The organism is Blastococcus sp. HT6-4, assembly GCF_039679125.1.
Classification (GTDB): Bacteria; Actinomycetota; Actinomycetes; order Mycobacteriales; family Geodermatophilaceae; genus Blastococcus; species Blastococcus montanus.
On record NZ_CP155551.1, the window covers coordinates 1401105 to 1420085 of the forward strand.

General features: G+C 73.2%; 15 protein-coding genes and 1 tRNA gene. 11 read left to right on the plus strand and 5 right to left on the minus strand.

Annotated features, from left to right (window positions below; translation table 11 throughout):
* Positions 1 to 136: 136 nt before the first annotated feature.
* On the minus strand, positions 137 to 1315 hold the full coding sequence (locus ABDB74_RS06885) for a helix-turn-helix domain-containing protein (RefSeq protein ID WP_346622783.1): 1179 nt from the start codon (positions 1313 to 1315) through the stop codon (positions 137 to 139).
* Between the two features lie 45 nt (positions 1316 to 1360).
* On the opposite strand from ABDB74_RS06885, the gene ABDB74_RS06890 reads away from it, so the two are divergent.
* Positions 1361 to 1969: a pirin family protein gene (locus ABDB74_RS06890; protein ID WP_346622785.1), complete on the plus strand. Its 609-nt coding sequence runs from the start codon at positions 1361 to 1363 to the stop codon at positions 1967 to 1969.
* A gap of 16 nt (positions 1970 to 1985) precedes the next feature.
* On the plus strand, positions 1986 to 3212 hold the full coding sequence (locus ABDB74_RS06895; RefSeq protein ID WP_346622786.1) for a M20 family metallopeptidase: 1227 nt from the start codon (positions 1986 to 1988) through the stop codon (positions 3210 to 3212).
* An 80-nt stretch (positions 3213 to 3292) separates the two neighbouring features.
* Here ABDB74_RS06895 and ABDB74_RS06900 read toward each other — a convergent pair whose 3' ends face one another.
* Positions 3293 to 4321, minus strand: a complete 1029-nt coding sequence (locus ABDB74_RS06900) for a LacI family DNA-binding transcriptional regulator (RefSeq protein ID WP_346622788.1) — start codon at positions 4319 to 4321, stop codon at positions 3293 to 3295.
* 216 nt (positions 4322 to 4537) lie between these two features.
* Here ABDB74_RS06900 and ABDB74_RS06905 point away from each other — a divergent pair, with 216 nt between their 5' ends.
* The 5 genes from ABDB74_RS06905 (at position 4538) to ABDB74_RS06925 (ending at position 10521) form a co-directional block, all read left to right on the plus strand.
* Positions 4538 to 5854, plus strand: a complete 1317-nt coding sequence (locus tag ABDB74_RS06905) for an extracellular solute-binding protein (RefSeq protein WP_346622789.1) — start codon at positions 4538 to 4540, stop codon at positions 5852 to 5854.
* A 105-nt stretch (positions 5855 to 5959) separates the two neighbouring features.
* Entirely contained in the window at positions 5960 to 6943 is a 984-nt protein-coding gene (locus tag ABDB74_RS06910; protein ID WP_346622791.1) for a sugar ABC transporter permease, read from the plus strand.
* A 9-nt stretch (positions 6944 to 6952) separates the two neighbouring features.
* Positions 6953 to 7855: a carbohydrate ABC transporter permease gene (locus ABDB74_RS06915; protein WP_346622793.1), complete on the plus strand. Its 903-nt coding sequence runs from the start codon at positions 6953 to 6955 to the stop codon at positions 7853 to 7855.
* A 73-nt stretch (positions 7856 to 7928) separates the two neighbouring features.
* A complete protein-coding gene (locus ABDB74_RS06920; protein ID WP_346622795.1) occupies positions 7929 to 9029 on the plus strand; it encodes a sn-glycerol-3-phosphate ABC transporter ATP-binding protein UgpC in 1101 nt (366 codons plus the stop codon).
* Positions 9030 to 9117: 88 nt separating this feature from the next.
* A complete protein-coding gene (locus ABDB74_RS06925) occupies positions 9118 to 10521 on the plus strand; it encodes a GH1 family beta-glucosidase (protein ID WP_346622796.1) in 1404 nt (467 codons plus the stop codon).
* A 46-nt stretch (positions 10522 to 10567) separates the two neighbouring features.
* On the opposite strand, the gene aceE is transcribed toward ABDB74_RS06925, so the two are convergent.
* Positions 10568 to 13384 carry a pyruvate dehydrogenase (acetyl-transferring), homodimeric type gene (aceE, locus tag ABDB74_RS06930; RefSeq protein WP_346622798.1) on the minus strand — a complete coding sequence of 939 codons (2817 nt, stop codon included), beginning with the start codon at positions 13382 to 13384 and terminating at the stop codon, positions 10568 to 10570.
* 425 nt (positions 13385 to 13809) lie between these two features.
* On the opposite strand from aceE, the gene ABDB74_RS06935 reads away from it, so the two are divergent.
* The 3 genes from ABDB74_RS06935 (at position 13810) to ABDB74_RS06945 (ending at position 14850) form a co-directional block, all read left to right on the plus strand.
* Positions 13810 to 14229, plus strand: coding sequence for a DUF3052 domain-containing protein (locus tag ABDB74_RS06935; protein ID WP_135145054.1), 420 nt, complete (start codon positions 13810 to 13812; stop codon positions 14227 to 14229).
* A 43-nt stretch (positions 14230 to 14272) separates the two neighbouring features.
* The gene (locus tag ABDB74_RS06940; RefSeq protein WP_346622799.1) at positions 14273 to 14734 is read left to right on the plus strand and encodes a peroxiredoxin; all 462 of its coding nucleotides are present in this window, start codon (positions 14273 to 14275) and stop codon (positions 14732 to 14734) included.
* A 44-nt stretch (positions 14735 to 14778) separates the two neighbouring features.
* A tRNA-Val gene (locus tag ABDB74_RS06945) sits at positions 14779 to 14850 on the plus strand.
* A gap of 104 nt (positions 14851 to 14954) precedes the next feature.
* Here ABDB74_RS06945 and ABDB74_RS06950 read toward each other — a convergent pair.
* On the minus strand, positions 14955 to 15758 hold the full coding sequence (locus ABDB74_RS06950) for an alpha/beta hydrolase (RefSeq protein WP_346622800.1): 804 nt from the start codon (positions 15756 to 15758) through the stop codon (positions 14955 to 14957).
* A 216-nt stretch (positions 15759 to 15974) separates the two neighbouring features.
* Here ABDB74_RS06950 and ABDB74_RS06955 point away from each other — a divergent pair, with 216 nt between their 5' ends.
* On the plus strand, positions 15975 to 16886 hold the full coding sequence (locus ABDB74_RS06955; RefSeq protein WP_346622801.1) for an alpha/beta hydrolase: 912 nt from the start codon (positions 15975 to 15977) through the stop codon (positions 16884 to 16886).
* Here ABDB74_RS06955 and ABDB74_RS06960 read toward each other — a convergent pair.
* Positions 16883 to 18781: an anthranilate synthase family protein gene (locus ABDB74_RS06960; RefSeq protein WP_346622802.1), complete on the minus strand. Its 1899-nt coding sequence runs from the start codon at positions 18779 to 18781 to the stop codon at positions 16883 to 16885. The genes ABDB74_RS06955 and ABDB74_RS06960 overlap by 4 nt on opposite strands.
* Positions 18782 to 18981 lie beyond the last annotated feature (200 nt).

An 18981-nucleotide genomic window follows, 5' to 3' on the forward strand; every position in this document is an offset into this window, starting at 1 on the left:
TCGGCTCCGGCCGCGGTGGGCTGGGGTACGAAAGGAGACCGGTGATCTTTGTGGGAACCCTCCAACACATGCAGGTAAACGCCGACTCGCGCAGCTGTCCGCTCGTGGGAACCGTACGTCTGTGGTAGCCGGCGCCTCAGTGCCAGAGCGAGCGTTCGCGGTCCAGTGCGGCCAGTGCGAGGGCCACCTGCAGGGTCCAGCTGCCGCGCGGATCGGTCGCCGACAGGCCGGTCAGCTCGGCCGCTCGCCTGAGCCGGTACCGCACCGTGTTGGGGTGGACGAAGATCGCCCGCGCGCTGGCCTCCAGGTTGCCCCCGCTGGCGAGCACGGCCCGGACCGTCTCCAGCACCCCGCCGCCGGCCCCGCGCAACGGTGCGGCCACCTGCTCCTGCAGCGCCGCCCGGGCCAGTGGGTCGCCGTCGAGCGCGCGCTCGGCCAGCAGTGCGTCCGCGGCGACCGGGCGGGGCGCCTCCGGCCAGGCGCGCGCGGCGCGCAGGCCGGCGAGCGCCGCCGCCGCCGAGACCGCCGCCCGGCCCAGGCCGTCCACGACCGGCCCGGTCACGACCGGGCCGTCGCCGAACTCGTCGCTGACCCGGTCCGCGACGGCCTCGAGGTCGCCCGCGCCGCCGAGGACGACGACCAGCTGCTCGGCGTGGACGCCGACCAGGACGTCGCAGCGGAGGCCGCGGGCGGCCCGGCGGACGGCCCCGTGCGGGTCGTCGACGCCGGTCGGGGTGGCCCCGACCAGCACGACCGCGGGGGTGGCGGCCGCCCAGCCCAGCGCCGCGGCGCGGCCGGACAGCTCCTCGGACCGCTCCCCACGCACCAGCGCGTCGACGACGAGCGCCTCCAGCCGGGCGTCCCAGGCGCCCCGGTTCTCCGCGAAGGCGGCGTAGACGTGCGCCGTCGCGAAGGCCACCTCACGGCTGAACTGCAGGACCGCGAGGCGCAGCGTGTCCTCGTCACCGGGCGCGGCCACCGAGGTGACCCGTTCCTCCATCACCTCGACGGTCACCTTGACCAGGTCGACCGTCTGCTTGAGCGCCACGGCGCGGACGAGCTCCCGCGGGGCGGCGCCGAAGACCTCGCCGGTGAGCCGGGGTGGCCGGCCGGGGTTGCGGCACCACTCGACGAGCGAGGCGATGCCGGCCTGGGCGACCAGGGTGACCCAGGAGCGCTGGTCGGCCGGCATCGCGCGGAACCACGGCAGGTCGTCGTCCATCCGGGCCACGGCCTGCGTGGCCAGCGACCCCGACGCCCGCTCCAGCCGCCGCAGCGTGGCCTCGCTCGGCGGGCGGTTGCTCACCCCGCTCACCGGGTCAGCGTGTCACGCCGCCCCTGCGTCGGGGACAGTGGAGCGGTGGACGTTCCCCCGGTCGGCGGCGCCGGCCTGGACTCCCGGGTGGTCGCGGCCCCCGACGACGGCTCGCTCGGGCCGGTGCTGCGGATCGCCGACGACCGGCTGGCCGCCGGTGCCGGATACGGCGAGCACGAGCACCGGTCGGTCGACGTCGTCGCCGTCGTCCTGGCCGGGACGCTCACCCATCGCTGGGGTGCCGGGGCGGCGCTGGCCGCCGGTGACGTCGCGGTCCTGCGCGCCGGTGCGGGGCTGGCCCACGACGAGGTGGCCGGCGCCGGGGGCGCGCGGGTGCTGCAGTGCTACCTGCGCAGCGCGCACCCGTCGGCGCCCGCGGCCCACGAGGTGCACCGGGCGGCCGGCGGCTGGATCGACCTGGCCCGGGCGGACGCCGCCCTGTGGGTGGGCCGGGCGGGTCCGGGCGACGAGCTGACGCCGCCGCCGGGCGTGGTGCTCGTCGCGGACGGCTCCGGCGTGCACCGCGCCGGATCGGGGCCGGTACGGCCCCCGGTGCCGGTGACAGTGCTGGTCTGGCGGGTCGACGGCGGCCGGCCGAGCTGGGCGGAGGACCGGCTCCCGTCATCGCGGAGAACGGGTGCGCCCCCCGCGTGACGGGCAGAGTGGGGGCATGCCGATCAGCTCCTCCGACCTGCTCGCCGCCGCGTACTCCGACGCCGACCGCACCATCGAGCTGCGCCGTCAGCTGCACCGCCACCCGGAGATCGGACTGCAGCTGCCACGCACCCAGGCCACGGTGCTCGAGGCGTTCGCCGAGCTGCCGATCGAGGTGATCACCGGGACGACGACGAGCTCCGTCGTCGGTGTGCTGCGCGGTGCCCGGCCCGGGCCCACGTTCCTGCTGCGCGGTGACATGGACGCCCTGCCGGTGCACGAGGACACCGGCCTGCCGTTCGCCTCGCAGGTCCCCGGCGCGATGCACGCCTGCGGCCACGACACCCACGTCGCGATGCTCGTGGGGGCGGCGCGGTTGCTGGCGGCGCGCCGCGACGAGCTGGCCGGGCAGGTCGTCTTCATGGTGCAGCCGGGGGAGGAGGGTTTCCACGGGGCGCGCTACATGCTCGACGAGGGGCTGCTCGACGTCGTCCCGGAGGCGCCGGTGAGCGGCGCGTTCGCCCTGCACGTCTCCGCCACCATGCCCAGCGGCAGCGTGAACGTGCGACCCGGGCCGATCATGGCGGCGGCCGACCAGTGGCGGATGACCCTGCACGGCCGGGGCGGGCACGCCTCCGAGCCGCACGCGGCGGCCGACCCGATCCCGGTGGCGGCGGAGATCGTGCTGGCGCTGCAGGCGATGGTCACCCGCCGGGTCGACGTCTTCGACCCCGCGGTGGTCACCGTCGCCCACATCGAAGCGGGGTCGACCAACAACGTCATCCCCGACACGGCGGTGCTCGAGGGGACGATCCGCACCCTCTCGCCCGCGCGGCGCGCCGACGTCGTCGCCTCCGTGCAGCGGGTGGCGACCCACGTCGCGGCCGCGCACGAGATGGGCCTGGACTGGCAGCACTTCGAGGGCTACCCGGTCACGATGAACGACCCCGGCATGGCCACCCTGGTGCTCCGGTCGGCGGCCGAGCTGCTCGGGCCGCAGGCCAGCGTGCCCATGCCGGCACCGCTCATGGGCGCCGAGGACTTCTCCTACGTGCTGCAGCGGGTGCCGGGTGTCATGGCCTGGCTCGGCGCCTGCCCTCCCGGGGTGGATCCGGCCGGCGCCCCACCCAACCACTCGAATCTGGTCGTGTTCGACGAGGAGCCGCTCCCGGCCGGGGTCGCCCTCTACGCGCAGATGGCGCTGCAGGCCCTGTCCGCCCAGGGCTCGTCCACCTCGGCATAGGAGGCTATGCATACGGTTTTCGGCGCGATTCCGTATGCATAGCCTCCTATGCCTGGAGGGGGCGGGCGAAGGCTCTCGGGTCAGGCCGAGGCCCGCCGGACGAGCGAGGTGGGGCAGACGCGGGTCTCGACGGTCCGCTCGCCGGCCTCGATCTGGTCCAGCAGCAGGTCGACCATCAGCCCGGTCATCTCGCCGAGCGGCTGCGCGACGGTCGTGAGCGGCGGGTCGCAGGCCCGGGCCACCGCCGCGTCGTCGAACCCCACGACCGCGACGTCCTCGGGCACCCGGCGGCCGGCGGCCCGCAGCACCTGCAGGGCGCCCACGGCCATCGGGTCGGAGGCGACGAACACGGCGTCCAGCTCGGGGGCCTCGGCCAGCAGCCGGGTCATCGCCCGCATCCCGCCGGCCTCGGTGAAGTCCCCCTCGGCGACCAGTTTCGGCCCGGCGTCCCGTCCGGCGTCGGCCAGTGCCGTCCGGTACCCGGCGAGCCGGTCGAGGCCGGCCACCATGTCCAGCGGCCCGGTGATGGTGGCGACGCGGGAGCGCCCGAGCGAGAGCAGGTGCCGGGTGGCGACGGCGGCGCCGCCGGTGTTGTCCGCGTCGACGTAGGCGGCCGGCCGGTCGTCGAGCGGCCGGCCGGACAGGACCAGCGGAACATGCGCGCCGGCCAGGATGCCCGGCAGCAGGTCGTCGCTGTGCAGCGACATGAGGATCACGCCGTCGACGTGCCCCTGCCGCACGTACCGGCCGATCTTCTCCTGCTCCCGCTGTCCGCGGGCCGCGAGCAGGACCAGGTTCAGGTCGGTGTCGGCCAGCCGGTCGGAGAGCCCGCGGACGATGCTGGCGAAGAACGGGTCGGAGAAGACCTGGGTGTTGGACTCCGACAGCACCAGGGCGATCGTGTCGGTGCGCCGGGTGACCAGGCTGCGGGCCATGCGGTTGGGCACGTACCGCAGCGTCTCGACGGCGGTCTGCACCGCCAGCCGCGCCTCCTCGCTGACCCGCGGCGAGTCGTTGATGACCCGCGACACCGTCGCCCGGGAGACCCCGGCGAGCACGGCCACCTCGTCGAGCGTGGGCGTCGCGGGCCGTGCGCCGGTGGTCGTCATGGGCACTCCTCGGGAGGTCGGCGGCCGCGGGGACGGGCCCGGAGGGGCGGTGGCGGCTCGTCCACGGTAACGCCGTGGAAGCGTTTCCACGAGACCCCTTGACAGGTTGGTGTGATGGGGACCACTGTTTCGCCCACCAGCCGTGAGAGCGTTCTCACACCGGCGCCGATACCCCATCTCCCAGCGGGTGCGGCCGAGGACCCCAGGAGGTCTGCGATGTCTCTGTCCGGGAAGGGCAAGGCGGCGTCGGCGGCGCTCGCCGTCGCACTGCTGACCGGCGCGTGCGGGGGGTCGGCCGCCAGCGACGACGACGCGCCGTACGACCCCGACGCCCCCGTCACGCTGACGGTGGGCCTGTTCGGCACGTTCGGGTTCCAGGAGGCCGGCCTCTACGACGAGTACATGGACCTGCACCCGAACGTCACGATCAAGGAGACGTCGGTCGAGAAGTCGGCCGACTACTACCGGGCGCTGCAGACCCGCCTGGCCGCCGGGTCGGGGCTGGAGGACGTCCAGGGCATCGAGATCGGCTTCGTCTCCGACATCGTGCAGAACCACGCCGACGCGTTCGCCGACTTCGGTCAGGCCGAGAACGCCGACGAGGTGCGCGAGACGTTCTACGACTGGAAGTACGAGCAGGCCATGACCGAGGACGGCCGCGTGGTCGGCCTCGGCACCGACGCCGGCCCGCAGGCGATGTGCTTCCGCAGGGACCTCTTCGAGGCGGCCGGCCTGCCCACCGACCGCGAGGAGCTCGGAGAGCTCTGGTCGGACTGGGAGGGCTACCTCGACGTCGGTCGCAGGTACCAGGACTCGCCCACCAAGCCCGCGGGCAGCGCGTTCGTGGACAGCCCGGCCAGTGTGTTCTCCGCCGCGGTGTACCAGGGCGAGCTGGCCTACAACGACGAGGACGGCAACCCCGCCCCGGAGTCCAGTGACGGCGTCGAGAACGCCTGGGAGCACGCGAGCGAGGCCGCGGCCGAGGACCTCACCGCCGGGCTGAGCCAGTTCGGGGACGAGTGGAACTCCGCCTTCGCCAACGGCGCCTTCGCCACCATCGCCTGCCCCGCCTGGATGCTCGGCTACATCACCTCGCAGGTCGGCGAGGACGGCGCCGGGAAGTGGGACATCGCCCCGCTGCCCGGCCAGGGCGGCAACTGGGGCGGTTCGTGGCTCGGCGTCCCCGAGAGCAGCGACGACAAGGAAGCGGCGATGGCCCTGGTCGAGTGGCTGACTGCGCCGGAGCAGCAGATCAAGATGTTCACCCGCGAGGCGCACTTCCCGTCCAGCTCGGAGGCCGCGGAGGACCCGGAGGTCGCCGACGCCACGAGCGAGTACTTCAGCGGCGCACCCATCGGGCAGATCTTCGGCGAGTCGGCCGAGAACATCCGCCGCACGCCGATCGGTCGGTACGACACGCAGATCCAGGAGGCGTTCACCACGGCGCTCACGAACGTGGCCACGCAGGGTGTGAGCCCGGACGAGGCGTTCGAGGACGCGATGGCGAGCGTCGAGCAGGTCACCGGCGGCTGACCGCCGGCCGGACGCGGTGCCCGGGAGCGCGTCCCGCTCCCGGGCACCTGCCCCGGTCCCGGACCACCCCTGTCAGCCGTCCGCCACCCCCGCTGAGGACAGCCCATGACCATCGCGAGCTCCGGACCCCGCGAAGCGCTGATCGCCGCGCCCGTGGTCGCGCCCCCGACGACCACCCCGCCGGCCCGCCGGCGCACCCGGCTCACGAGGAACCGCTGGGGCTACGCCTACGTGGCGCCCTTCTTCCTCGTCTTCGGGTGCTTCAGCCTCTTCCCGTTCCTCTACACCGCCTGGGTCTCGCTGCACGAGACGAGCCTGTCGAACATCGACGGCGGCACGTGGGTCGGGCTGGAGAACTACCGCAACCTGCTGCAGAGCGAGTTCTTCTGGAACGCCGCCCGGAACACCCTGACCATCGGGATCCTGGCGACGGTGCCCCAGCTGTGCATGGCCCTGGGGCTGGCGCACCTGCTCAACTACAAGCTCCGGCACCGCACGTTCTTCCGCACCGTGATGCTGATGCCCTACGCGACCAGCATCGCGGCGGCCACCCTGGTCTTCGCCCAGATCTTCGGCCGCGACTACGGCCTCATCAACGCCGTCCTCGAGGGCGTCGGCCTGGAGCGGATCGACTGGGAGGGCGGCACCTGGACCAGCCAGCTCGCCATCGCCACCATCGTCACCTGGCGGTGGACCGGCTACAACGCCCTGATCTACCTGGCGGCGATGCAGTCCATCCCCGGTGAGCTCTACGAGGCCGCGGAGATGGACGGGGCCAGCCGGTGGCGGCAGTTCCTGCACGTCACGATCCCCGCCCTGCGCCCGACGATCCTGTTCACCGTCATCGTCTCGACGATCGGGGCGGTGCAGCTGTTCGGCGAGCCACTGCTGTTCAGCGGCAACGGCACGACCAACGGCGGGACGTCGAACCAGTACCAGACGCTCGGACTGCTGATGTACCAGCAGGGCTGGAGCAACTTCCACATCGGCCAGGCCGCCGCGACCGCCTGGGCCATGTTCCTGATCATCCTGGTGATCGTGGGGGCTGCCGCCGTCGTCGGCCGGCTCCGCGCCCGGGCCGACCGGTAGGAGCCCGTCATGGCGACCCTCACACTCCCCGGCAGGTCGGCGCCGACCGAACCGCCCCGGGCCCCCGTGCGTCGGCGCAGGGGCCGGGGCGGGAAGTCGGCCTCGGCCGGCCCGGTGGCCTACACGCTGCTGACGCTGTCGGCGCTGGTGTCGATCTTCCCGCTGTACTGGACCCTGGTGGCCGGCTCGCACACCAACGCCGAGATCGCCGCCACCCCGCCGCCGTTCCTGCCCGACGCCAGCCTGTTCGAGAACATGGGCCGGGCCCTGGAGGAGGCGCCGATCGGGCTGGCGATCCTCAACTCGGTCATCGTGGCCGGCAGCATCACCGTCGGCACCGTGCTGTTCTGCACGCTGGCCGGGTTCGCCTTCGCCAAGCTGCGGTTCCGCGGCCGCGGCCTGCTCCTCGCGCTCGTCGTCGGCACGATGATGGTGCCGACCCAGCTGGCCGTCATCCCGCTGTTCATGATGATCGCCGAGCTGCAGTGGGTGAACCACCTCCAGGCGGTCATCCTGCCCACCCTGGTCAGCGCGTTCGGCGTGTTCTTCATGCGCCAGTACCTCGTCTCCGCCCTGCCCGACGAGCTGCTCGAGGCCGGGCGCGTGGACGGCGCCTCGACCTTCCGCGTCTTCCGGTCCATCGTGCTCCCGGCCGCCCGGCCGGCGATGGCGGTCCTGGCGATGCTGACGTTCCTCACCGCCTGGAACGAGTTCTTCTGGCCGATCATCGCGCTGACCAACAGCAACCCGACCGTCCAGGTCGCGCTCGCCGGGCTCGGCTCCGGCTACGTCCCGCAGCGCTCGGTGATCATGGCCGGCACCCTGCTCGGCACCGTGCCCGTCCTCGTCGTCTTCGCCGTCCTCGGCAAGCAGATCGTCGGCGGGATCATGCAGGGCGCGGTGAAGGGATGACGGCGCCCCTCGTACGAGCCACCCCGCACGACCGGTCCCAGCGCGCCCGTCCCTCCCGAAAGAGGTCTCTCCCATGGCCAGCGTGACCTTCGCCCAGGCGACCCGGGCCTACCCCCGCACCGAGCGGCCCGCCGTCGACGCCCTCGACCTCGACATCGCCGACGGCGAGTTCCTGGTCCTCGTCGGCCCGTCCGGCTGCGGCAAGTCGACGTCGCTGCGCATGCTGGCCGGCCTCGAGGAGGTCGACTCCGGCTCGGTGCTGATCGGCGAGCGCGACGTCACCGACCAGCCGCCCAAGGACCGCGACATCGCGATGGTGTTCCAGAGCTACGCCCTCTACCCGCACATGACCGTCGAGCAGAACATGGGCTTCGCGCTCAAGCTGTCCGGCGTCCCCAAGGCCGAGATCGCCCGGCGCGTGGCCGACGCGGCCACGATCCTCGATCTCGAGGACTACCTGCAGCGCCGGCCGAAGGCGCTGTCGGGCGGCCAGCGGCAGCGGGTGGCGATGGGCCGGGCGATCGTGCGCAAGCCGCAGGTGTTCCTGATGGACGAGCCGCTGTCCAACCTCGACGCGAAGCTGCGGGTGCAGACCCGCACCCAGATCGCCGCGCTGGTGCGCCGGCTGGGCACCACCACCGTCTACGTCACCCACGACCAGGTGGAGGCCATGACGATGGGCGACCGGGTCGCGGTCCTCAAGGACGGCCTGCTGCTGCAGTGCGACACCCCGGCGACGCTCTACGACCGCCCGGCCAACGTCTTCGTCGCCGGCTTCATCGGCTCCCCGGCGATGAACATCCTGACCGGCGACGTCGTCGACGGCGGGGTCCGGCTCGGGACGGCGGTGCTGCCGGTACCCCGCGACCGGCTGGCGCGGGCGTCGGCCGGGACGGGTCGGGTGACCGTCGGGTTCCGCCCCGAGTGCCTGGAGCTCGCCGGCCCGGGGGAGGGGATCCCGGTCGTGGTCGACGTCGTCGAGCAGCTGGGCTCGGACGCCTTCCTCCACACCACGCCGGCGGGCGAGGACGCCCACGGCCGGCTGCACTCCTCCGACGTCGTGGTGCGCACCGAGCCGCGGCAGGCGCCGGCCGTCGGGCAGACCGTCCGGCTGCGCGTCCCGGGACACGCTCTGCACGTCTTCGACCCGGTCTCGCAGGCGCGCGTCGACTGACCCCGCCGCCGTCCCCGTCGCTCCCGCCGGCACCCCGCCGGCGTCCCCGCCCCATCCCTCCCCCCTCTCGCCCAGGAGACGTGCGCCCATGACCTCGACCGACATCCGACCGGACCTCACCGGCGGGCTGACCTTCCCGCCCGGCTTCACCTTCGGCGCCGCCACCGCCGCCTACCAGATCGAGGGCGCCGTCGGCGTCGACGGCCGGGGGCCGTCGATCTGGGACACCTTCAGCCACACGCCGGGCCGGACCTTCCAGGGGCACACCGGGGACGTCGCCGTCGAGCACTACGCCCGGTACCGCGACGACGTGGCGCTCATGGCGGACCTGGGCCTGTCGGCCTACCGGTTCTCCGTCGCGTGGTCGCGGGTGCTGCCCGAGGGAGCCGGCCGGGTCGAGCAGCGCGGGCTGGACTTCTACAGCCGGCTGGTCGACGAACTGCTGGCGCAGGGCGTCGACCCCTGGCTCACGCTGTACCACTGGGACCTGCCGCAGGCGCTGCAGGACCGCGGGGGCTGGAGCGCCCGGGACACCGCCGCCCGCTTCGCCGACTACGCGGGCACGGTGTACGACGCCCTGGGCGACCGGGTGCGGCACTGGTCCACGCTCAACGAGCCGATGTGCAGCGCGCTCCTGGGCCACATGTCCGGGCAGCACGCGCCGGGCCTGCGCGACGCCGTCGCGGCGTCCCGGGCGACGCACCACCTGCTGCTGGGCCACGGACTGGCCGCCCGCCTGCTGCGCGACGAGGGCGCCGAGAGCCTCGGCATCACGCTCAATTTCACGCCCATGACGCCGGCCACCGACCGGCCCGCCGACGTCGACGCGGCACGGCGGCTGGACGGGCAGCAGAACCGGATGTTCCTCGAGCCGGTCGTGCACGGGGCCTACCCCGAGGACGTCGTCGCCGACCTGGCCGCGGCGGGGGCGCCGCTCCCGGTGCGGGACGGGGACCTGGAGGTCATCGCCACGCCGCTGGACTGGCTGGGCGTGAACTACTACTTCGAGTCGACCGTGCAGGTCGGCGTCCGGCCGGCGGACCGGCCGACGTCCTTCATCGGCGGGGAGGACGTCGTGGAGCTGGAGCCCCAGGGCCCGACCACGACCATGGGCTGGGGGGTGAGCCCCGGGGCGTTCACCCGGCTGCTGCTGTGGCTGCACGAGCGGGCGCCCGGGCTGCCGCTGGTGGTGACCGAGAACGGCTCCGCCTGGGACGACGCGGTCTCCGCCGACGGCGCCGTGCACGATCCCGAGCGCACCGAGTACCTGCTCCGGCACCTCGAGGCGGTCACCACCGCGATCGACGGCGGCGCCGACGTCCGGGGGTACTTCGCCTGGTCGCTGCTGGACAACTACGAGTGGGCGCGGGGGTACGCCCAGCGCTTCGGGCTGGTGCACGTGGACTACGCGACCCAGCAGCGCACGCTCAAGGACAGCGCGCACGTCTACGCCGAACTCCTCCGGCGCCACCGGCAGGCCCCGGAGGGCTGAGCGGAGGCCGGCGGCGCAGGGGGGTCTGCGCCGCCGGCCCCCGTTCTCAGGTCGCGGGGCTGGGGTCGGACCGGTCGTCGGCCGGCGCGGCCTGCACGTCGCGGACCTGGTACTTCTCCACCGCCTGCCGGACGACCGAGCGCTCGACCTGGCCCTCGTCGGCCAGCGACGCCAGCGTGCGCACCACGATCGACTCCGCGTCGACGTGGAAGTGCCGGCGAAGTGCCGGGCGGGTGTCGGAGAGCCCGAACCCGTCGGTGCCGAGCGTCGACATGCCACCGGGCACGTACGGCGCGATCAGGTCGGGCACCGCCCGCATCCAGTCCGACACGGCCACGACCGGGCCCACGGTCTCCTGCAGGCGAGAGGTGACGTACGGGGTGCGCGGCTCCTCCTCGGGGTGCAGGAGGTTCCACTCCGCGCACTCGTCGGCCTGCCGGCGCAGCTCGTTCCACGACGTCACCGACCAGACGTCGGCGCTCACGCCCCAGTCCTGGGCCAGCAGTTCCTGGGCCCGCAGCGCCCACGGCACGGCGACGCCGGACGCGAGCACCTGCGCCTTGACCTCGCCGGCCGCGCCGTCGTCGGCCCGCGGGCCCTCGGCGTAGCGGTACATGCCGGCCAGCAGGCCCTGCACGTCCAGGTCCTCCGGCTCGGCCGGCTGGCTGAACGGCTCGTTGTAGACCGTCAGGTAGTACATGACGTCGGGGGAGCGGGAGCCGCCCAGCGGGGCGCCCGGGTCCTCGCCGTACATGCGCACGAGGGCGTCGCGGGTGATGTGCGCGACCTCGTAGGAGAACGCCGGGTCGTAGGACACCACCGCCGGGTTCGTGTGCGCCAGCAGCAGCGAGTGGCCGTCCTCGTGCTGCAGCCCCTCGCCGTTGAGCGTCGTCCGTCCGGCGGTGGCCCCCAGCAGGAAACCGCGGCTCATCTGGTCGGCGGCCGCCCAGATCGAGTCGGCGGTCCGCTGGAACCCGAACATCGAGTAGAAGATGTAGATCGGGATCATCGGCTCGCCGTGCGTCGCGTACGACGTCGCGGCGGCCGTGAAGGACGCCGTGGAGCCGGCCTCGTTGATGCCCTCGTGCAGGATCTGGCCCTGCTCGGACTCCTTGTAGGTGAGCATCAGCTCGCGGTCGACAGAGGTGTAGCGCTGGCCGGCCGGGTTGTAGATCTTCTGCGTCGGGAAGAGGCTGTCCATCCCGAAGGTGCGGGCCTCGTCCGGGATGATCGGCACGAAGCGGGGCCCGAGCTCGGAGTCCTTGAGCAACTCCTTCAGCAGGCGGACGAACGCCATCGTCGTCGCCACCTCCTGCTTCCCCGACCCGCGGCGCAGGACGTCCAGGGCCTTGTCGTCGGGCGCCTTGAGCGTCTTGAACTCCGACCGCCGGCGCGGCACCGCCCCGCCGAGGGCCCGGCGCCGCTCGAGCATGTACTGCATCTCGTCGGAGTCGGGGTCGGGCTTGTAGTAGGGCGGCAGCGTCTTGTCCAGCGCCGAGTCGGGGATGTCCAGGTAGAGCCGGTCGCGGAAGGCGGCGAGGTCCTCAGCGGTCAGCTTCTTCATCTGGTGCGTGGAGTTGCGGCCCTCGAAGTGGCTGCCCAGCGTCCAGCCCTTGATGGTCTTGGCGAGGATGACCGTGGGCTGGCCCTTGTGCTCCACCGCGGCCTTGTAGGCGGCGTAGACCTTGCGGTAGTCGTGGCCACCGCGGGCGAGGTCCCAGACCTCCTTGTCGCTCATCCCCTCGACGAGCTTGCGGGTGCGGGGGTCCTTGCCGAAGAAGTGCTCGCGGACGAAGGCGCCGTCCTCGGCCTTGTAGGTCTGGTAGTCGCCGTCGGGCGTCTGGTTCATCAGGTTGACCAGCGCGCCGTCGCGGTCGGCGGCCAGCAGCTTGTCCCAGCCGCGGCCCCAGATCACCTTGATGACGTTCCAGCCGGCGCCGCGGAAGAACGACTCCAGCTCCTGGATCACCTTGCCGTTGCCGCGGACCGGGCCGTCGAGCCGCTGCAGGTTGCAGTTGATGACGAAGGTGAGGTTGTCGAGCTCCTCGCGCGCGGCCAGGCCGATGGCGCCGAGCGACTCGGGCTCGTCCATCTCGCCGTCGCCGAGGAAGGCCCACACGTGCTGGTCGGAGGTGTCCTTGACCCCGCGCGCGTGCAGGTAGCGGTTGAACCGGGCCTGGTAGATGGCGTTGAGCGGGCCGAGCCCCATCGAGACGGTCGGGAACTCCCAGAACTCGGGCATCAGCCGCGGGTGCGGGTAGGACGACAGCCCGCCGCCGGGGTGGCTGACCTCCTGGCGGAAGCCGTCCATCTGGTCCTCGGTGAGCCGGCCCTCGAGGAACGCGCGGGCGTAGATGCCGGGGGAGGCGTGCCCCTGGAACCAGATCAGGTCGCCGCCGCCGGGGTGGTCCTTGCCGCGGAAGAAGTGGTTGAAGCCGACCTCGTAGAGCGAGGCGGACGAGGCGTAGGAGGAGATGTGCCCGCCGACGCCGATCCCGGGCCGCTGGGCGCGGTGCACCATGATCGCGGCGTTCCAGCGGATGTAGGCGCGAATGCGCCGCTCGGCGTGCTCGTCGCCGGGGAACCAGGGCTCGCGCTCGGGCGGGATCGTGTTGATGTAGTCGGTGCTGCGGAGGGCCGGCACCCCTACCTGCTGCTGCCGGCTGCGCTCGAGCATCCGGAGCATGAGATAGCGGGCCCGGCCGCGGCCGGCATGGTCGACGACGGCGTCGAGGGACTCCAGCCACTCCTGGGTCTCGTCGGGGTCGGTGTCGACCAGTTGGCTGGGGAGCCCGTCGGTGATGACCGCGCGGGCCTGTCCTGCGCGGGCGGGGTCGCCGTCCGGCTGCTGCGGTGCGCTCATGCGCCTATCGTCTCCCGCCGGGGTCGCCGTCGTCACGTCTGGGACCGATCAACGGAAGAAGTCGTGTCGGGCGCTGTCGCGGCAGGACGACCGTCGTGGTTCGCGCACGCAGTCGTGCGACCCGCCCGTCATGCCCTACGCTTCCGCCTGCGGCGCCCCGACACGACGGGTGCCGCCCCGGTGCCCGGCCACGACGGCCGGACGGCGGGCGTGCCGGGCGACAGCGAGAGGGGTGACATGACCGGGGTGCGGGTGGTTCTCCCGCTGGTCGTGTCCGCCGCAGGCTCGCGCCCGCCCGGTTGCCGCCCGGCTCGGCGTTCTCCAGGTGGTCCCGTGACGCGTCCCCGCGCGGCCGGCGGCTCGACAGGGCACCATCCACCCCACATCAGGTCAGCAGCAGGACCACCTATGGAGGAGCAGCAGGGATGAGCGTCGACAGCGCCGGCATGGCGGCCCGGCTGGGCATCAAGCCGGGCATGGTCGTGCAGGAGCTCGGCTGGAGCGAGGACGCCGACGAGGACCTGCGCGACTCGATCATCGAGGCCTCCGGCAGCGAGATGGTCGACGAGGACACCGACGAGGTGGCCGACGTCGTCGTCCTCTGGTGGCGCGAGGACGACGGCGACCTGTTCGACGCCCTCACCGACGCGCTGACCTCGCTGGCCGACGAGGGCGTCGTCTGGCTGCTGGTGCCCAAGTCGGGCCGGCCCGGGCACGTCGAGCCCGGTGACGTCACCGAGGTGGCGCCGACGGCGGGTTTGTCGCAGACCAGCAGCATCTCGGCGGCCAAGGACTGGTCGGGCATCCGGCTGGTCACGCCGAAGGCCGCACGCAGCCGTCGCTGAACCCGCCGCGCGGCGCGGCACGCCGGTGCGGCACGATCGCGGCATGACGCTCTCCGTCGGCGACCGCGCCCCCGAGTTCAGCCTTCCCGACCAGGACAAGCAGGTCGTCTCCCTCGCCGACCTGCGGGGCACGCCCGTGCTGCTGGTCTTCTACCCGTTCGCCTTCTCCGGCATCTGCACCGGTGAGCTGTGCCAGCTGCGCGACGAGCTGGCCGCCTACACCGACGCCGGGGTGAAGGTGCTGGCGATCAGCACCGACCCCGTGTTCAGCCTCAAGGCGTTCAAGGCGCAGGAGGGCTTCGACTTCCCGCTGCTGTCCGACTTCTGGCCGCACGGCGCCACGGCGCAGGCCTACGGCGTCTTCAACGAGAAGGCCGGCATGGCCGTCCGCGGCACCTTCCTGGTCGACGCAGAGGGCGCCATCGCCTTCGCCGAGGTCAACGGGCCCGGCGACGCCCGCGAGCAGTCCGGGTGGAAGGACGCGGTCGCGAAGCTCGCGGCCTGAGCACCGACCGGCCACAGGGCCCGGGGCAATACCCTGGGCCCGCGGGGCGCGTAGCTCAGCGGTAGAGCTCTCGCCTTACAAGCGAGCGGTCGCAGGTTCGAACCCTGTCGCGCCCACCCCTGCTGCCCGGCCGGACCCACGGTGCGTGGGAGCCGAACCATGCGAACTCGTGGCGATCGATCGTCGATGGCCACGAGTTCGCATGGTTCGAGTGGCCCGGTCAGGCGGCGCCGACGTCCGCGGCGGCCGCGGTGCGGGGCTCGGCCGGCTTGGGGAAGGCGGGGCGGAGGAAGGCCGGCGCCTTGAACGGCGTCCAGGTGCCCTCCGGCTGGGCCAGCCGGTCGGCGATCGCCCAGAGCGCGGCCGGGTGGTGCCCGATCCCCAGGTGGCTGGCGGTCACGGCGATGTTCTCGCAGCGCTCGCCCGGCAGGTTCAGGCAGGTCTGCCAGTGCACGATGCCGTCGTAGTGCGAGTAGATCGACGTCGCGGGCACCGGCAGCGGGCAGCCCTCGGGCTCCAGCGGGAACTGGCGCTTCTCCACGTGCAGGTGCGCGTAGCGGTCGAACGCCTTGGTGGCCCGGGTCTGGCTGTGCCGCTCGATGCGGAACGGGCTGCCGAGGGTGATCACCTGGCGCACCTGGTCGGGGCACTGCCGGGCGAGGTCGCGGGCGAAGATGCCGCCCAGGCTCCAGCCGATCACCGTCACCTCGCGGCCGTAGCGGCCGTGCAGGTAGTCGAGCTTGTCGCGCAGGCCGTTGACGCAGGTGGCGGTCGGGCCGATGTTGCGGCCCAGCCCCCAGCCGTGCACCCGGTAGTCGAGCCGCCGGAGCGTGGCGCGGAGGACGCGGGTGGAGGAGTCGTCGGCGAGCAGGCCGGGGAGGACCAGCACCGGGTGCCCGTCGCCCTTGGGCAGCCGCTGCGCGAGCGGCCGGGCCGCCAGGTAGAGGCCGAAGTCGGCGAACGCCCGTCCCGGCTCGCTCAGATAGAGCGGGAGTGCGGGACCGTCACCCTGCTGTCGTGCCACGTCGTCCTCCTGGATGCCGCCCGATGGTGGATGGGCTCTACCAAGATGAGGTCTGGCTCACACGTGCCGGTCGGGTACGCGCGGGCACATGTTGCCGAATCGTGTCCTGGGTCATATCGGACGTGTGCGTTCCATCGGGCGTGTCGGCGGAGACCGGACTGCGCCCGCTGGCACCACGTGCCACCGTACGGACGATCACCTTCGAGAGGAGAACCGATGGCCGACGGCGGCATGCCGGGACGCAGTTGCACCGTGGACCTCGACGGTCCGGTGCACTTCGTCGACTTCGGCGGTCCGGACGACGGCCCGGCGGTCGTGCTCGTGCACGGCCTGGGCGGGTCGCACCTGAACTGGGACCTCTTCGCCCCGCTGATCGCCCGGCACGCACGGGTGTGGGCGATCGACCTGCCCGGCTTCGGCCGCAGCGAGCCCGGCGACCGGACGGCCAGCGTGACGGCCAACGTGGCGGTGCTGCACCGGTTCCTCACCGAGGTGGTGGGGGAGCCGGCGGTGCTCGTCGGCAACTCGATGGGCGGGATGATCTCGATCCTCGAGGCCGGTGAGCGCCCGGAGGGGGTCTCCGGCCTCGTGCTGCTCGACCCCGCCGTCCCCGGGCCGCGTCGCGCGCTGGACCCCCTGGTCGCGGTCACCTTCGTGCTCTACGCGGTGCCCTTCGTCGGCGAGCGGTTCCTCCTGTGGCGGCGGCAGCGCCACTCGGCGCTCGCCCGGGTGCGCGAGATGCTCACGCTGTGCGGGGTCGACCCCGACCAGGTGCCGCCGGAGGTGGTCGAACGGTCGGTCGGCCTGCTGGAGGAGCGTCGCGACGTCGAGGGCATGGACCGCGCCTTCCTCGCCGCGGCCCGTTCCCTGCTGCGCGTGCTGGCCGATCCGCGCCGCTACCGGCAGGCCATGGCGTCGATCGAGCTGCCCGTCCTCCTGGTCCACGGCGACCGCGACCGGCTCGTCCCCGTGGCGGCGGCCCGGGACATCGCCCGCCGGCACCCGGCATGGCGCTACATCGAGTGGTCCGGCGGGGGGCACGTGCCCCAGCTGCAGGAGCCGGCGCGGCTGGCGGCCGAGGTGCTCGACTGGATGCGGGAGTCGGCGCTGACGCGCTCCCCGGCCTAGCCGTCGCGACCACGACGGTGTCGTCCGTGGTCAGGAGCGACGTCGCGCAGCAGTTCCCGCGTGAGGCCGCTGAGCACATCCAACCCGTCAGGGGACAGCAGGGACTCCAGGTGGAACTGCACCGAGGCGAAGCCCTCTCCTCGCAGCGCATGGATCTCCCCGGTGCCCGGCTCGGCGGCGAGCAGCACCCCGGGGAGCCCTGACGGCGCGGCGACGGCGGCGAAGGTGTTGTAGTAGCCGACCCGCACTCGTCGGCCGTACAGGTCGATGCTGCGTTGCGTCCCCTGGTGCGGCACCGGCAGCGGTTCGACGGCCAGGCCGAGCTGAGCGGCGAGCACTTGGTGGCTGAGACAGACCGCGAGAAGCGGCCGGCCGCTGGCCCGGCGCCGGCGCACCAGAGCGTGGAGGGCGGCGATCCGGGGATCGCCCAGGTCGCGCGGGTCACCCGGCCCGGGGCCGGCGACCAGCAGGTCGGCGGCGTCGTACGGGGCGACGGCGTCCCAGCGGCGCACCCTCGCGGTCATCCCCAGTCGGCGGAGCAGGTGCGCCAGCATCTGGGTCCACCCGTCCTGGGCGTCGACCACAAGGGCGCTGCGGCCCGCCAGGGCGGCGTCCGGCCGGTCGTGCTGCGGTGTCGCCCAGAAGGGGGCGAGGCGCTCGTTGCGCCGGGAGAGCGCCTCGGCGACCCCCGTTCGGTCGGTCAGGAGGGGGACCGGTCGGTGCTCCGGCGCGGGCAGCACGCCCAGGGCGCGCAACACGCCGGCCGCCTTCGCGTGGGTCTCGGCCGTCTCGGCGACCGGGTCCGAATGCCGCACCAGGGTCGCCCCGACCGGCACCCGCACCGTGCCGGAGGGCTCCAGGTACGCCGTCCGGATGAGGATGGGTGCGTCCAGCGTCCGTACCCCGGCGTCATCCTGTCCGATCAGCGCGAGCACGCCGGCGTAGTGGCCGCGGCCGGTCACCTCGTGGCGGGCGATCACCCGGGCGGCGTTCTCCACCGGTGACCCGGTGACGGTGGGCGCGAACATCGTCTCGCGCAGCACGTCGCGCACGTCGAGGTCGCTGTGCCCGCGCAGCAGGTACTCGGTGTGGGCCAGAGCGCTCATCTGCCGCAACCGCGGACCGACCACCTGCCCGCCGCGGGAGCACACCCGGCTCATCATCTTGAGCTCCTCGTCGACCACCATGAAGAGCTCCTCGACCTCCTTGTCATCGGCCAGGAAGGCGAGCAGCCCCTCGGCCGTCGGGCCCGACGGCGGGAAGCGGTAGGTGCCGCTGATCGGGTTCATCACCACCTCGCCAGCGACACAGCTGACGTGGCGCTCCGGGGTGGCCCCGACCATGGTGAGGTCGCCGGCGTGCAGGGCGAAGGCCCAGTAGGCGCCCGGTTCACCGATCAGCAGCCGGCGCAGCACCCTCAGCGCCGTGGTCGCCGGGGGCGCCGAGGCGGTGGAGACGTGGTCACGGCGCAGCACGAAGTTGGCGCCCTCGCCCCGGCCGATCTCCTGCTCCACCACGCGCTCGACCAGGGCGGCGTAGTCGTCGTCGTCGACGCTGAAGTCACCACCGTGCACTCCGGGGTCCTCGTCGGGCAGCAGGTCGAGCGCCTCCTCCAGCGTCAGCACCTCGGCGTCGCTCACCACCAGGCAACGCAGCGGCGCGCCGTCGTCGTGACAGACGAAGCCGCGCTCGGCCACCTGGCGGTAGGGGACGGCGGCGAGCACCCGGTGGCCCGGAGACCCGGTGGCCGGTTCGGGCAGGGGGATGTCGGCGAGCCGTTCGACGTCGATGACGTCGCCGGTCAGCACCTCTACCCCGGCGCCACCGGCGCGTCGCAGGACGGCGAAGGGTTGCGCGTCGGGATCGTGGAGCAGGTGGGGGAGCAGGCGGGGCACGGGGTCCTCCAGGGGAGATGACCGCCGTCCGAGTCAACCCGTGGAGAGCACGAACGGCTGCCTCGGAGGAGGCAGCCGCGGACGTTCAGGAGTGTGCGGATGGGCGCCTCAGCAGGCGCGCCACCAGGTCAGCTGAGCCGTGTGCACGTCGGCACTGTAGGGCACCGGCTGCCACGCACGCCAGCACCCGCACCGCCCGT